Origin of the sequence: Streptomyces turgidiscabies Car8 (genome assembly GCF_000331005.1) — a bacterium.
Taxonomy (GTDB): domain Bacteria; phylum Actinomycetota; class Actinomycetes; order Streptomycetales; family Streptomycetaceae; genus Streptomyces; species Streptomyces turgidiscabies.
Genome location: NZ_AEJB01000208.1, coordinates 46164 through 60314 on the forward strand (window position 1 = coordinate 46164; position 14151 = coordinate 60314).

Genomic DNA, 14151 nt, shown 5'->3' on the forward strand with positions numbered 1-14151 from the left:
CCGCTCCCAAGGCCGACACCGGACACATGAGGAGTGCCATCGTGACACCGACCAGTGGACACACCTGGCACCAGAACCCCTTCCCGCTGAGCCCTGTCGTGCGCCTCGGACCCCTGTCCGACCTGGGGGACGCGCGGGTCCGGGCGGCCGACTCGGGCAACGCCCACATCGACACCCCGCTGATCAAGGACGTCGAGGGGCTCGTCGACGACTACTTCGCGCCACCCGCCGCCGGCGGCCGGCGTGGCCGGGCGATCGCTCTGGTGGGCGAGTTCGGCCTCGGCAAGAGCCACGCCCTGCGCCGGACCTACCAGACGATCCGGGCACGGCACGCCGAGACCGCGACGTGGATAGTGGACGAACCCGCACAGGACATGGGGCGGCTCTACCGCGACCGGCTGCGCGGACCCGGCGACACCGAGCAGGGCAAACGGGCCTTCGAGGAACTGGTGCGGGACTACTACGCCTATGTGACGGCCGGCTGGGTCGGCGCGGCCGACGACGACCCGCGGCGCGGCACCCTGCGGGAGATCGCCACCGGGCTGCGTGACCGGGTCCTCGACCCGGACAAGGTCGTGTCGGCACTTCGCTACGACCCCGAGGTGATCCACGCCGATCTGCGCGGCACCCTGGGCGATGTCACCGAGCACCGCCGGTACTCCACCGCGCTCGCGCTGCTGCTGGAGCCGCCGTTCAACCGCATGGTGTGGAACTGGCTGAACGGCGCCGAGCCCGCCGAGCCGCTGCGTGAGCGTGGCATCACCGAGGCCATCGGCCCGTCGGACGGGCGCCACGACCTCGCCGCGGGCATCGACCGGGTCTTCGACGCGCTGACCGTGCAGGGCTTTCTGCACGGCCGGGTCGGACAGCCGTACGTCCTGCTCCTCGACTCGCTGGAGAAGGTGCTCGACTGGCCGGCGGACAACCGGGGCGCGTTCATGGACGCCTTCGAACGCCTCATCAACATCTACACGAGCCACGGCGGTCTGCTGGTTTTCTGCTCCTCGCCCGACGGACTGCGGGCGCTGCGCCAGAGCGTGCACGAGCGGGTGGTGCAGCTGTGGCCGACAGGGCTCGACCAGGACCGTACGGGGAAGCTGGTGGCCCGCTATCTGGCCTCGGGCGGGGAGGCGGACGGGTCGGGCGGGGCCGACGGGGCGCTCGACACGAATGGCACGGGCGAGGTGACGGCCGGCGCCGACGGGACGTCCGAGCCGTCGCCCGCAACCGGCGCCGCGCCGCCGCCCACCGGGCCCTTCGACGACGAAGCCCTGCGGCTGCTGCACGAGTTGACCGAGGGTGTGCCCCGTGAGGTGCTCAAGACGTGCCGGGAGGCCTGGCAGCTCAGTGAGGACACCGCGGGCCTGGTGCGACGGGTGCCGGGCGTCACCGTCCTGAAGGCGGTACGGGCGCTGCACGAGCGGGTGTCGTACCAGCGGGTCATGGGCGATGTGCACGACGCGCTGAATCTCGGGCAGTGGCGGATCGCCTCCCGTGATCCGGTGCCGGCGAGGCTCGCGCGCTCGGCGGGCGGCCGGGAGGAGGTCCTGTACTGGCTGTCGCCGGCCCCGAACGCCTACATCGCGGTGGTCTACGCCCGCTCCCTGCTCCTCGCCGACGACGTCGAACGGATCGTCACCCAGGTGAACGGGCTGCGCGGCGCGGTGCGCCCGGGGCGGTTCGAGGCACTGCTGGTGGTCAACGGGCTGGTGTCGCACGCGATGCAGGACCGGCTCGGCCGGTCGATCGGTTCCCGCCCGCTGGTGTACCGGCAGGGCGGGTTCCCGAAGAAGGTGCACGAGGCGCTGCTGCAGCTGGAGCGGCGGCTCGTGGAGGAGGGCCGGGAGGAGGATCTCGCCGAACTGGGCGAGCGGATGCGCCGGAACCTGGCGCAGCAGACGGCCCACCTGGACGAGATGCGTCGCAACCTGGCCGCGATGACGCTGGAGGTGCGTCCCGGCGCGACGGGGGCGCCCGGCGGGACGCCCCAGTCCGTTCACACGGCCCCCGAGGCGGAGCCGGCCGAGGAGTTGCCGGGGCCGGTGTGGCGCCGGTTCCGGGACGCGCTGGCGATGCTGGAGTCGGTGACCCGGCGGGTGGCCGGCCGGACCATGAACCGGCGGACGGCGGCGAGCGCGGCGGAGCTGAGCGTGCTGGGCTGCGCGACCCTGGTGCGGGCGCTGACGGAGGACTTCCGGGGCGCTGTCGCGACCTGGGCCCGGGCGGCGACGCCGGGTTCGCCGACCGAGGTGCAGCTGAGCGAACTGCGCCGGATCTGCCGGGAGTACGAGAGCGCGGTCGAGGTGCTGCCGGTGCATCTGCTGGGCAACGCCGAGCACCAGCACCCGCTGACCCCGGCCCGCACGGTGGAGGTGCTGGCGGAGGAGGTGTGGGGGACGCTGAGCGCTCCGGCCGTGCCTTAGTGGTACGGGTGTTCAGCGGGGCGGCGGTACGGTCACGCCGCCCGTGGTCCGGGCGAGGCCCGCGAGCCGCCGTTCCGCGTTGCCCACCTGCCGCTGGTCGAGGGTGACGCCGAGGAGGAAGGCGCGGGGCGAGGTCCAGTGGACGTACACCGCGCCCTCCTGGACGTCGAGGACGAGCCGTTCGACGGAGGCGCCGCTGCCCGGGGGCGGGGCGATCAGGTCGAGCGCGTCCTTGAGGCGGATCAGATGGCCGCGCAGGCTGCGTGAGAGGTCGCGGTAGGCGGTCCGCCGGGTGCGCACGCTCACGTCCATGAAGCGGGGGCCGAGTTCCTGGCTGTCGAAGACGTCACCGACACAGACCAGGGTCCAGTCCCGGTAGTAGCCCGCGTACTGGAGGTCCGTGGTGTTCACATGGCCGCGCCACAGATCGCGCAGGCGCTGCTCGTACACGGTGTCGGGGGCGGCGGCCGTTCCGAAGTCGACGTGGGGGCCCGCGGGCGCCTCCCCGCTCTGGAGATGGGGCCTCGCCTGTGCGTCACCGCCGAGCAACTCGTCGGGCAGCCCGTGGACCTCGGTGCGGATACGGGCGACGAGCCCGTTCATCGCCTCGTCCATGGCGGGCACGGCGTCGGGTACGTCCGTCACCGCCGCCAGGAACTCGTCGGGGCGGGCCCGGCCGCCCCACAGGCCGGCGCGCGTGCCCGCGAGGACCGTGCGCATCAGCTCGCCGGTCTTCAGCGGGCGCAGGACGGCGCCCAGATCCTGCGTGCACAGCAGCAGCCTGGAGCCGGGCAGCGACTCGTTCTGCGCGTCGTCACCGATCTCCGTGATCAGGCTGGAGAGCGGGGCGCGGTCCGCTCTCAGGACGGCGAAGTCGAGGATGCCGTTGCTGTAGTGGGCCAGGGACCGGATCGCGGGCGTCCGCGCGAGGGTCTCCTCGCACAGCGCGGTTATCAGGCCGTGGCGCTTGGAAGTCCAGTGGGACTCCTTCAGCGTGGTGCTCCGGAGCGGGACGGGGGCTGCCACGGGTACTCACCTTTCACTGGTCGGTGCGGTGCCGGCCGGTGGCGTACTGGTCGGCGGCTAGCTGCTCGGTGGCTCGCGGCTCGGTGCCTTGCTGGGGCGGTGGCTTACTCGTCGGTGCCTTGCCGGTCGGTGGGCGGGGGCTGTCGTGCGGGCCGGTGGGTCATACGTCGGGGAGTTCCAGGTCGATGTCGTAGCCCGAGGGGGGGACGGGGCGGGTGGGGTCGACGCCGGTGAGGCGGTCCAGGTGGGCGCCGACCCGGCGGCCACCGACTCGGTGGGCGATGCCCAGATCGCCGAGGCGGGCCAGGGCGGTGCGGGCGAGTTCGACGGCCTCCTCGTCGCGGCCCGCCGAAGCGAGCGTCGCCGCAAGGGAGTTCTCCGCGACGGCGACCCAGGGATGGGCCCGGCCCAGCTTGTGGGTGAGGAGGTTGAGCGCGCCCCGGCCGACGCCCTCGGCCAGCCGCAGCTCGCCGCCGGCCCGCAGATAGACCCCGTGGCGCACCTGGGCCACGCCCGTGTAGGGGTGCCCCGGCCCGAACCAGCGGGCGAGGCTGTCCACGCACTGCCGGGCCTGCTGTTCGGCCTCCTCCACCTTGCCGAGGGCGTGCAGGTCGGCGGCGTAGCTGAACCGGCAGCGCACGGTGTCGAAGCGGTCGGGGCCGAACCGGTCGACGTACAGGCCGAGGGCCCGCAGGTCGCGTTCGTGGGCGAGTTCGTAGCTGTAGAGGGGGTCCTTGAAGGCGGGGAAGCCGTCGGCGAGCCGGCGTTCGCTGACCGCGAGGCCGACCTCGGTACGGAGCCGGACCAGGTCCCAGGTGTCGCCGTGCCGGCGCAGTTTCTGGCGCAGCAGGTCACGCGCCTCGCCGTCGCGTCCGGCGGCGCGGTACAGGTAGGCGAGCAGCTCGGCGGCGTTCCAGGCGACGGGGTCGTCGGTGCCGCCGACGGCCTGGCGGTAGCGGAAGCGGTCCTGGATGGCGGCCAGGGCGGGGGCGACCCGGCCGGTGAGCGCCTCGGTGAGGGCGAGGTTGTGCTCGGCCTGGATGGTGGCCGTGTGCTGCGGGCCGAGCAGCAGGGTGAGGCCCGCGAGGACGGGCCGCATCTGCAGCAGGGCGTCGTCGAAGCGGCCCAGCGCGCGCAGGGTGGCGGCGTAGGAGTCGGCGGAGAGCAGGGTGCGCGGGTGGGTGATGCCGAGGAGCCGGCGGTGGCCGCGCAGGGCGTCCTGGGCGATCCGCCGGGAGAGGTCGTAGTCGCCGCGCAGCCGGTGGGCGCGGGCGACGAAGTTGAGCAGCCGCAGGTACTCGGGTGACTGCTCGTCGCCGTGGCCGCCGCTGTCACTGTCACTGTCGCGGCTGCTGTGGCTGCCTTCGCTGCCAGCGCTGTTGTCGTTGTTGTCGGTGGTGTCGCTGTTGTCGACTCGCCACTGCTCACGGGCCTGCCCGGCGATGTCGAGGAGGCGGTCGAGGTCGGCGGCCTCGGCACGCTGGCTGAGCGCGCCCAGGTGACGCAGCAGCGAGCGCCGCACCCGGGGCCGGGGGTCCTCCCACAGGCGCAGCGAGAACACCTCGCGGGCCCAGTCGGGGGGCAGGTCCTCTTTCTGCGAGGCGTGTTCGGACAGGACGCTGCGCAGCACGGACTCGATGTGCGCGCGTTCGGCGGGGTCCATGTCCGCGCGGATCAGGTCGCGCAGCCCGTGATGCTGGACGAGCGGCTGCCGGGCGCGGTCGAAGTCGACGTCCAGCAGGCCCACTTGGGCCAGGGCCCACAGGGCGACACTCACCATGTGCTCGTCGGGCAGCAGTACCTCGGTGCCGGCGGGTGCGGGCGTCGACGACTCGTCGTCACGGGCGAGTTCGGACAGGATGCGGCGCGAGCGCAGCAGCTCCAGGCCCATGCCTCGCCCGGTGAGCAGGGAGGCGGCGCCCAACAGCCAGCCCACGGCGTCGCGTTCGGGGCTCTCGGCGCCCCAGGCGAGAGCGCCCGGGGTGGTCCGTACGACGCGCCGGGCGACCCGCACCATCACGGCGACGGGCGACACCGCGTCGGTGGTGCGCAGGAGTTCGGTCTTGCCGGCGCGGTACTCGGCGAGGAGGTCACCGACGGCGGCGCGGACCGCGGCGTCCTGGTTCATGTGGTCGTCGCGGCGGTGCGCGGCGGTCCGCTCGGCGAGGCAGTGGGCGGCGAGGTGCAGTGCCTGCGGGACCGAGTCGACGACGCTGGCGATCTGCCGGGCCTGTCGCTCGCTGACCTCCGGCACCTTCTCGGCGAGCAGCGCGCGGCTCTCCTCGGCGTCCATCGGGGCGATGCCGAGGGGCCGCAGATGCGGCGGGCGTACGTCCTCGGCGGGGTCGCTGCCGGCCGGTGCGGTCCGGCTGGTGATGAGGACGTGCCCGCGCTCGTGCGGTACGGGCAGCAGGCCGCGCAGTTCGGCGGGGTCGGTGACACCGTCGTAGACGATGAGCCAGCTGTCCGCCTCGCCGTCGGTACGGGAGAGCCGCGACAGCAGCCGGGAGACGCCGTCCCCGTCGGTGCCGACCCGGTCCTCGGGTGCGCCGAGACGCCCGGCGAGCCGGCCGAGGCCGCGCTCGACGCGGGTGCGCTCCCAGGCGCGCACCCACCACACCACGTCGTACGAGGCTCCGACCCGGTGGCACAGTTCGTGCGCGGTGTCGCTCTTGCCCCAGCCGCTGGGGCCGTGCAGCACCAGGCACGCGCCGTCGCGGGCGGCGCCGCGCAGCTCCTCGTGGAGCGTGCCGAGCAGAGCGGGGCGGTCCACGAAGGCGTTGTTGCGCGCCCCCACGTTGGTGGTCTCCGGCAGCCGCGGGAACCCGGCCCCGTCACCGCTGTCGCCGGGTTCGGCCGCGCCGAGGCCGAGGCCGGTGTACAGCAGCCGCAGCGCCTGGTCCTCGGTGGTGTCGCGCAGGTCGATCCGCTCGTGGTGGGCGGCCTCGGTGTGCGGGAACGGTTCGTCGACGAGGAGGATGCGGACGTCGGTGTGGGAGAGGGCACCGATCTGTTCGAGGAGCGTGTCGTCGGCGTCGTCGGGCGACAGGAAGAGCAACGCGGCGCCGGGGTCGGGGCGTTCGCCGGCGTAGGTGTCGGCGCGGCGCAGCTCCGTACGCACTCCCTTGACGGCGAGCCGGTCGCGCAGCCACGCGGCCCACAGGGCGTGCCGGGCCGAGTGGACGACGGTGACGTCGGTGAGACGGGTGGCGCGGCGGGCGCGCAGCCAGTCGGCGAGCTGCTCGTAGTAGGGGCGCAGTCCGCTGATCGTGCCGACGTCCTCCGCGTCGACGGCGAGGCTGCGGCTGTCCTGGTAGAGCGGGTTGTACGGGATTTCGAGGAAGGTGACATCAGTCCCGCCGAGCGCGGCGGCGACCGGGGCGAACTTCCGGCGCACCCGCTCGCGGGAGTCGCGCAGCCGGTCGTGGACGCCGATGTCGCTCTTGAGGCCGAGGGTGAGCAGCCGCACGGGCCGGCCGCCCCGGCGGACGATCAGGTCCTCGGCGAGCGCGGCGGCCCCGTCGATGGACCAGGCGGTCATCGCGAAACAGACGACGAGCGTGTCGGCGTCCGCGGCGAAGCGCACCGGTTCCGTCTCCTCGGAGGCGTCCGGTACAGGGGCCTCGACGAGGAGATGGTCGTACTCGGCGGCGACGGGGTCCTCCGCGAGCGCGGCCAGGGCGGGGCCGCCGGGAGCGGTCGCGGTGTGCACCCGGCCGGGTTCGGGGTGGGGGAAGGGCGCGCTCGCGCCGGGTTCGCCGGAGCGGCCGTCGACGAGGAGGACGCTGCGGTTGGTGTCGGCGAGGATGTCGGCGACGTTGCGCAGGGTCGTGCTGAGGCCCAGGTTCTCGGAGGTGGCGAGGAAGACCGCGAACGGCCCTGGCCGGTCAGGGGTGTTGGCGTCTGGCATGGCTTCTCCGCTCGGCACGTCTCCGCTCGGCGCGGCGGTGAACAAGGGGGACAAAAAGGGCGGCCGAGGAGCGCCAGTATAGGACGCCGCGCACCTGGCGCACGGCGTCCGGAGCAATCCCGCGTGCCCCGTGTCTCATACGCTCTCGCTGTGCCCGGTGACGAACGGATTGCCCTCGGCGCAGCTGTCGTACACCTGGCGCAGCAACGCGCCGAGCACCGAGTCGGGCAGGGTTCCGATGTCCTCGGGCGACAGGGCCACCAGGTCGAGAACGACCGACTCGACCTCGGGGTCCGGGCCTTCACCCGGTCCCGCTCCTGTACCCGCCCCGGCGGGGGCGGTGCCGTCGGCGACTGCCATGCGGGTCACTCCATGGGGTGTCGGAGGAACACGGAGAGGCTCTCCAGCGTAACGCCGCCAACTGCCGTTACGGCAGGAGCCGGAGACGGTGAGCGTCGCTCAACTTCCCCGCAGTCGACCTTCGTTGGCTCATTCATGATGTTGACGCTGAAGTTGACCCGCCCGAATACTGGTCGCACGTCGAACAGAGTGTGCCGTCGGCGACGCCCGGACGGGCGGCACGACAGGCACCGGGCAGGCACCGGACAGGCCCTGGGTCCGCGACGTACGCCTTCGGGGGGAAGCGGATGAGTCGACCGCCACTGGGCCGGACCGAACCGCCCTGGCCGACGATCGCCGACGTGACGGCGCGCCGGGCGGCCGGCTGGCAGCCGACTCCGCTCGACTCCTTCGTCCTGAAGGTGCACAGCCGCTGCGACCTGGCCTGCGACTACTGCTACATGTACCGCTCGCACGACCAGAGTTGGCGTGCCCAGCCCCGCACGATGACCCCGGCGACCCTCGCCCGCACCGCCGAGCGGATCGCCGAGCACCTGTCCGCGCACGGGACGACCGAGGCGGGCGTGGTCCTGCACGGCGGCGAGCCGCTGCTGATCGGCGACGAGGCGCTCGCCCGGACGGTCCGCACCCTGCGCGCGGTGCTCGGTGACGGGGTACGCCTGCACCTGAGCCTGCAGACCAACGGGCTGCGTCTGACAGAGCAACGTCTCGATCTGCTGGGCGAGTTGGACGTCCGGATCGGCGTCAGCACGGACGGCACCCGGGCGGCCCACGACCGCCACCGCCGGGGCGCCGACGGCCGCGGCAGCCACGCCCGGGTCGAGGCTTCGCTGCGTCGCCTGTCGAGCGGGCGCCACCGCCGGCTGTTCGGCGCGCTGCTGTGCACGATCGACCTGCGCAACGACCCGGTGCGTACGTACGAGGCCCTGCTGACCCACGGCCCCCCGGCCGTCGACTTCCTTCTCCCGCTGGGCAACTGGCAGACCCCGCCCCCCGGTCTGGACCCGCGCGGCCGGCGCACCCCGTACGCGGACTGGCTGTGGGCGGTCTTCGAGCGCTGGTACGGCGCCCGGACCAAGGAGACCTCGGTCCGCCTCCTCGACAACCTTCTCGCCCTGCTGCTCGGCGCCACCCCGCGCAGCGAGGCACTCGGTCTGTCCCCGGTGCGTTACGCGGTGGTCGACACCGACGGTTCCCTCACCCAGGACGACACGCTGCGCACCGCGTACGACGGCGCCGCCCGGACCGGCCTCGACATCCACCGCCACTCCTTCGACACCCTGCTGCTCCACCCGGGCGTCGCGGCCCGCCAGTGGGGCACCGCCGCCCTGTCCGCCGCCTGCCTCGCCTGTCCCCTGCACCGGGTCTGCGGAGGCGGCCACTACGCCACCCGCTACGACCGCGCCACGGGCTTCGCCAACCCGAGCGTGTACTGCGCCGACCTCACCGAACTCATCGGCCGCGTACGGGGACGCCTGACCGCGGACCTGGGGGCGCCCGGCGTGGCGCTGTCCTCGGGAGCGGCATGAACCCGTCGCCGCACCGGATGCCGGGGGCGCTGTTCGACGCGATCGCCGCGGGCGGTGGCGGGGCGGAGGCCCTGCGGCTGCTGGGCCGTGCCGAGTACAGCAGGCGCCTGGCCTGCGCGTACGCCGTGACCGTGGCGGCCCGGGAGACCGGGGGGCGGGCCGGTGAGGCGGCCGAGCGCGCCTGGGGGCTGTTCACCGACGCCACGCGTGCCTCGCCCGAGGCGGTGGCGGCCGTACTGACCCACCCGTCGGCGGGCCCCGCCCTGTTCGGCCTGCTGGCCCAGCTGCGCCACCCGAACGGTCAACTCCCGCCACCCGTGCACTGGTTCACGGCCCTGGCGGTGTCGGCGGCTGCCCGTGCGGGGCTGCCGACCCGGGCCGAGCTGCCCCTCGCCGGTTCCTGGGCCGCCCTGCCGTCCCTGGGCCGCGCCCGCTTTCCCGGCGCCCGCCCCGGCGACCTCGCCGAGGTACGTGTCGACGGGGCGGGCCGGTGCCGCGTCACAGCGGTGGGCGAAACGGTCGAGGTGCCCGGACTCCCCTACCCCGGCGGTCCGTTGGGCGGCCACGCACCCGAACCCGTCAGCTCCGTCGACCCCGACGGCTTCCACGGCATCACCGGCCGCTGGTACGGCGCGCAGCTGCTCACCGTCCTCGACGGCGGCGCCCCGCTGCTGCTGGACACCCTCGACCCGCCCTGTTTCCCGCACTCCGCCCGCCACCCGGACGGCCTCTCCGCCGCCGAGGCGCACCGGTGGGCCGGCCCGGCCCGGGGCGCCTGCCGGCTCCTGCGCGCCGACCATCCCGAGACGTACGCGGAACTGGCCGCCGGACCACATCTGTTGGTGCCGCTGATCCGCCCCGGCCACGGCAACAGAAGCGGCAGCCGCGCGGAGACGTTCGGCTGTATGGCACTGTCTCCGCCGACCTCGGCGACGGGCCTCGCGGTGACCCTCACGCACGAGACGCAGCACAACAAACTGGCGGCGCTGCTCCATCTCTTCGACCTGTTCGAACCGGGCGGCCCCGACCGCTTCTACGCCCCCTGGCGGCCCGACCCCCGCCCGTTGCCCGGCCTGTTCCACGGGGCGTACGCGCATCTGGGCGTCGCCCGCTTCTGGGAGCGCCGCCGGGAGACGGAACCCGACCCGGCGCTGCGCGCCACCGCGCACGCCCAGTTCGCCCGCTGGCGGCTGGCCGCCCACGAGGCGACCACCGTCGCCCTGTCCTCGGGCCGGCTCACCCCCCTCGGCGACCGCTTCGCCCAGCACATGCTGACCACCCTGGACGCCCTGCGCCGCCTGCCGGTGCCCGCCCCGGCCCTGCGCCACGCCGAATCGGCGGCCCGCGCCCACCGCACCGACTGGCAGAACCGGAACGGCGACGGGGAGGGAGCCCGCAGGCTGTCGGCGTGAGCCGGGCCGGTACTGCCGACATGCCCATCCGAAGCCCGAGGCGTGGCTGGGCCACCGGGCCACCGGGCCACCGGGCCACCGGGCCACCGGGCCACCGGGCCACCGGGCCACCGGGCCACCGGGCCACCGGGCCACCGGGCCACCGGGCCAGTCTCGTTGAGTCTGTCGGCTGAGTCCTGTCCGGCCCGGCCTCGTGCGACGCCCTGCACCCATCCCCTCTTCTCAGACGCTCGACCGGCGATGATCGGGCACCCTCACGTTCGACCGGTCGGCATCCGTTCCACCCAGCGGACGCGTTACGCGCTGGAAACCTTGACGATCTCTGTGGCGGGTGCCACGATTTCGGCGCCGCGATGTTTACGTAAACATCGCCCCCCTCGGTCTCCGACCGGCATGCGAAAGGGCAAGTTGATGCGCAACATCCTCGGCGCCACCCGCCCCTCCCCCAGACTGCGCGCCGCCCTCGTGGCGCTCGCGATCGCCGCGACCAGCGGTACGGCGGTGGCCGTGAGTCCCGCCTCCGCCTCCACCCCTGCCACCACCTCTGCCGCCGCCCTCGCGAACGGCGCGCCGAGCAAGGACACGACGCAGTTCAAGGGCGTCAACTGGGCCGACCCGCGCGACAACTTCGCCGACGACCTGCTCCAGCTGTCCGGTCTGTCGACCTCGGACAACTACGCCCGCACCTACGCCAAGGCGACCCGGATCATCGCCGCCTTCCGCGCGAACCTCGGTGCCAACACCGTGCGGCTGCCGATCAACCCGTACACGGTCAACGGCTCCTACTGGAAGTCGTACCGCGCGGTCATCGACGCGGCGTCCGACCAGGGATTCAAGGTGATCGTCTCCTACTGGGAGGGCACCGGCGCCCAGAAGGACGGCTTCATCGACGACACGGCCACCTACTGGCCCATGTGGAACAGGGTCGTCAAGGCCTACAGCAAGGACAGGCACGTCTACTTCGAGCCGATGAACGAGCCGCACGGCTACACCGACACCGAGTGGGCCGACATCGCGGCGAAGTGGCTCGCGACCTACAAGTCCGTGCCCCGCAACCAGGTGTTCGTCAGCGGCGCCGGTTACAACGACCACGTCACGTCCGTCTGCGCCGACCCGCGCCTGAAGGGCACCTACCTGTCGCTGCACCACTACGGCTTCTGGAAGGAGTACGCGACCTACGACCAGTGGGTGGCCGACCTGAAGGTACGTATCGGCGACTGCGCCAACCGGACCGTCGCGGACGAGTTCGGGGCCTTCATGACGACGGGCCTCGACTACAACAAGAAGTTGCCCGACAACAACTTCGTCAACTACATGCAGGCCGTCACCGACGTCTTCCGCGAGCTGAAGATGGGCTCCGTCTACTGGCCCGGCCTGCGCACCGACGACATGTACTCGATCCAGAAGCTGGTCGGCGACCCCAACCGCCCCTGGCTGGCCACCACCAACCAGTCCGGCGCCGACCGCCTCGCCTGGGGCTGGGGCCGCGGCAAGCCGGTCAAGGGCTGAACGACGGCCACCGTCCGGCTGATACCTCGTTGATCGGCGCCGGTCCGGATCATAGGTTCAGGAGCATGACGAACCTTCGGATCGGTGTGATGTACGACCGCGACTGGGCCCCGGAAGGGCTGCCCGGGTTCGCGCGGCAGGCCGAGGCCCTCGGCGTGGACGACCTGTGGGTGGTCGAGGACCTCGGCTGGAACGGCGGTGTGTCCGCCGCCGCCGTGGCCCTCGGCGCGACGGAAAGGCTGCGGGTGGGCATCGGGATCGCCCCGGCTCCACTGCGCAGCCCGGCGCTGCTGGCGATGGAACTGGCGACGCTGGCCCGGGTGTTCCCGGGCCGGCTCGTCGCCGGGATCGGGCACGGGGTGCGGGAGTGGATGGCCTCGGTCGGCGTCGCCCCCCGCTCACCGCTGGCCCTGCTGGAGGAGACGATCACCTCCGTGCGGGCCCTGCTGCGCGGGGAGCGGGTCGAGCTGGCGGGCCGCGAAGTGCGCCTGGACGGCGTCCAGTTGGTACACCCGGCCACCGAACCGCCGCCGGTGGTCGCGGGTGTGGTGCGCCCCCTCTCGCTGGAGCTGTCCGGCAAGGTCGCCGACGGCACCCTGATCGCCGAGGGCCACGGCCCGCGCGACCTGGAGAACACCCGGGCGCTGACCGCGAAGGGCGGCGCCGGCCCCGACCACACCCTCACGGTGCTGGCCTTCGCCTGCGTGGGCGACGACCCCGACGAGGTGGCACGGGCCCTGCACCCGCAGACGGAGGGCCAGGCCGGCTGGCTGGACCGCCCCCAGGAGGACGTGTTCACCGTGTCCGGCACCGCCCCGGAGGCCGCCGAGGACATCGCCGCGCTGTCGGCGGCCGGCGCGGACACGGTCGTACTCCGTATCGCCGGTGCCGAGCCGTTGCGCCAACTCGAAGCCGTACTGGGGGCCTTGGGGCGTCGCTGACCGGTGGGTCAGTGCGCGGCGAACTGGACGCGGGTGGGCTGGACGACGTCCGGCCGCACCGTGATCCCGTCGATGGTCAGCTGCTCCCCGTAGATGTCGCTGATCCTGATCGCACCACCGCACCCGGTCCCCTGCTCGGAGAGGAAGTAGTTGTAGCTGGTGCGCGCCAGCCGGACCCAGCCGCTGCCGGTCCTGACTTCGAGGCGGGCCAGCGGATTGCGGTGGCCGATCACCTGGATGCCGCACCAGTACTTGCTGGACCCGGTCTTGTAGCGGATCGAGACCGGGTCGGCCGCGGAGGGGCTCAGCAGGCTCCAGGTGATCGGGATCCGGCCGGTAACGGGCGCGGCGAGCTTGGCGAACGCCTGGGGGCTGAGGTCGAGTTGCCCGGGGAGGCAGTCGCCGGGGCACTCGTTGGTGATCCGGACCGTGACGGAGGCCCCGCTCGCCGCGCGGACGAGAATGTACGCCCCGCACGCCATGGACGTCTCGTAGTCGGCGGTGTTCATCGCGGCGGTCATCGTGTCGCTGGTCGGCCCGAACAGACAGGCGCCGTCGCCGCTTCCGGTGTCGTAGAAGGTGGCGACCCCCGTGTAGGTGGTACCGGGCTGGATCCGCCCCGCCAACGGCGCCGAGCCGGAGGCCGGGCGGGCCGCCACGCCACCGCTGCCACTACCGCTGCCACTCCCGCCACCCGTGGCCGGGGGCTTGGGCGTGGCCTTCGGTTTCGGCTTCGCGGCGGCCGCGACGGTCGGCGTGGCCTTCGGGGCCGGGGAGCGGGTGGCCGAGGGCGTCGGTGACGGTGTCGGCTCCGGCGTGGTGGGCGGGACGATCACCCGGGCGCCGGCGGCGGACGCGACCGTCCCGGCCCCGTCGTCAGCCTGATGGTCGGGGCGTAGAGCCACGACCAGGGATATGACGATCGCGACGGCCGCGGCGGCGGCACAGACGAGAACGCCGCGCCGGCGACGGGGCGAACGGCGCTGGGAACGTCGTGAGGAACGGGACGCCACGGCAGGTCCTTAGCTGGTCCGGAAGTAC

Annotated in this window: 9 protein-coding genes; 5 read left to right on the forward strand and 4 right to left on the reverse strand. The window is 73.3% G+C overall.

Annotation, left to right across the window (positions count from 1 at the left end; all coding sequences use genetic code 11):
• The first annotated feature begins 41 nt into the window (after nucleotides 1-41).
• Complete coding sequence (locus tag STRTUCAR8_RS13285) at nucleotides 42-2423, forward strand: hypothetical protein (protein ID WP_006376267.1); 2382 nt, start codon at nucleotides 42-44, stop codon at nucleotides 2421-2423.
• Nucleotides 2424-2435: 12 nt separating this feature from the next.
• Here STRTUCAR8_RS13285 and STRTUCAR8_RS13290 read toward each other — a convergent pair whose 3' ends face one another.
• From STRTUCAR8_RS13290 to fxsA, 3 genes are all read right to left on the reverse strand, one after another.
• Nucleotides 2436-3449 carry a hypothetical protein gene (locus tag STRTUCAR8_RS13290; RefSeq protein ID WP_006376333.1) on the reverse strand — a complete coding sequence of 338 codons (1014 nt, stop codon included), beginning with the start codon at nucleotides 3447-3449 and terminating at the stop codon, nucleotides 2436-2438.
• Nucleotides 3450-3609: 160 nt separating this feature from the next.
• Entirely contained in the window at nucleotides 3610-7359 is a 3750-nt protein-coding gene (gene fxsT, locus STRTUCAR8_RS13295; protein ID WP_006376321.1) for an FxSxx-COOH system tetratricopeptide repeat protein, read from the reverse strand.
• Nucleotides 7360-7494: 135 nt separating this feature from the next.
• Nucleotides 7495-7719 carry an FxSxx-COOH cyclophane-containing RiPP peptide gene (gene fxsA / locus STRTUCAR8_RS13300; protein ID WP_006376268.1) on the reverse strand — a complete coding sequence of 75 codons (225 nt, stop codon included), beginning with the start codon at nucleotides 7717-7719 and terminating at the stop codon, nucleotides 7495-7497.
• 287 nt (nucleotides 7720-8006) lie between these two features.
• On the opposite strand from fxsA, the gene STRTUCAR8_RS13305 reads away from it, so the two are divergent.
• The 4 genes from STRTUCAR8_RS13305 to STRTUCAR8_RS13320 all read left to right on the forward strand — a co-directional run bounded on the left by STRTUCAR8_RS13305 (nucleotide 8007) and on the right by STRTUCAR8_RS13320 (nucleotide 13110).
• Nucleotides 8007-9248, forward strand: coding sequence for an FxsB family cyclophane-forming radical SAM/SPASM peptide maturase (locus tag STRTUCAR8_RS13305; protein WP_006376288.1), 1242 nt, complete (start codon nucleotides 8007-8009; stop codon nucleotides 9246-9248).
• Nucleotides 9245-10660: an HEXXH motif domain-containing protein gene (locus STRTUCAR8_RS13310; protein ID WP_006376231.1), complete on the forward strand. Its 1416-nt coding sequence runs from the start codon at nucleotides 9245-9247 to the stop codon at nucleotides 10658-10660. The genes STRTUCAR8_RS13305 and STRTUCAR8_RS13310 overlap by 4 nt, the downstream gene beginning before the upstream one ends.
• A gap of 411 nt (nucleotides 10661-11071) precedes the next feature.
• Nucleotides 11072-12169 carry a glycoside hydrolase family 5 protein gene (locus STRTUCAR8_RS13315; protein WP_044472125.1) on the forward strand — a complete coding sequence of 366 codons (1098 nt, stop codon included), beginning with the start codon at nucleotides 11072-11074 and terminating at the stop codon, nucleotides 12167-12169.
• 65 nt (nucleotides 12170-12234) lie between these two features.
• The gene (locus tag STRTUCAR8_RS13320; RefSeq protein ID WP_006376301.1) at nucleotides 12235-13110 is read left to right on the forward strand and encodes an LLM class flavin-dependent oxidoreductase; all 876 of its coding nucleotides are present in this window, start codon (nucleotides 12235-12237) and stop codon (nucleotides 13108-13110) included.
• 8 nt (nucleotides 13111-13118) lie between these two features.
• Here the strand turns inward: STRTUCAR8_RS13320 and STRTUCAR8_RS13325 are convergent, their stop codons facing one another.
• Nucleotides 13119-14123, reverse strand: a complete 1005-nt coding sequence (locus tag STRTUCAR8_RS13325; RefSeq protein WP_006376189.1) for an expansin EXLX1 family cellulose-binding protein — start codon at nucleotides 14121-14123, stop codon at nucleotides 13119-13121.
• Nucleotides 14124-14151 lie beyond the last annotated feature (28 nt).

What these genes read in the sequence shown, in the direction of transcription:
- STRTUCAR8_RS13310 (WP_006376231.1), top strand. Translation starts at nt 9,245, where the DNA reads ATGAACCCGTCGCCGCACCGGATGCCGGGGGCGCTGTTCGACGCGATC.
- STRTUCAR8_RS13320 (WP_006376301.1), top strand. Translation starts at nt 12,235, where the DNA reads ATGACGAACCTTCGGATCGGTGTGATGTACGACCGCGACTGGGCCCCG.
- fxsA (WP_006376268.1), bottom strand. Translation starts at nt 7,719, where the DNA reads ATGGCAGTCGCCGACGGCACCGCCCCCGCCGGGGCGGGTACAGGAGCG.
- STRTUCAR8_RS13315 (WP_044472125.1), top strand. Translation starts at nt 11,072, where the DNA reads ATGCGCAACATCCTCGGCGCCACCCGCCCCTCCCCCAGACTGCGCGCC.
- STRTUCAR8_RS13305 (WP_006376288.1), top strand. Translation starts at nt 8,007, where the DNA reads ATGAGTCGACCGCCACTGGGCCGGACCGAACCGCCCTGGCCGACGATC.
- fxsT (WP_006376321.1), bottom strand. Translation starts at nt 7,359, where the DNA reads ATGCCAGACGCCAACACCCCTGACCGGCCAGGGCCGTTCGCGGTCTTC.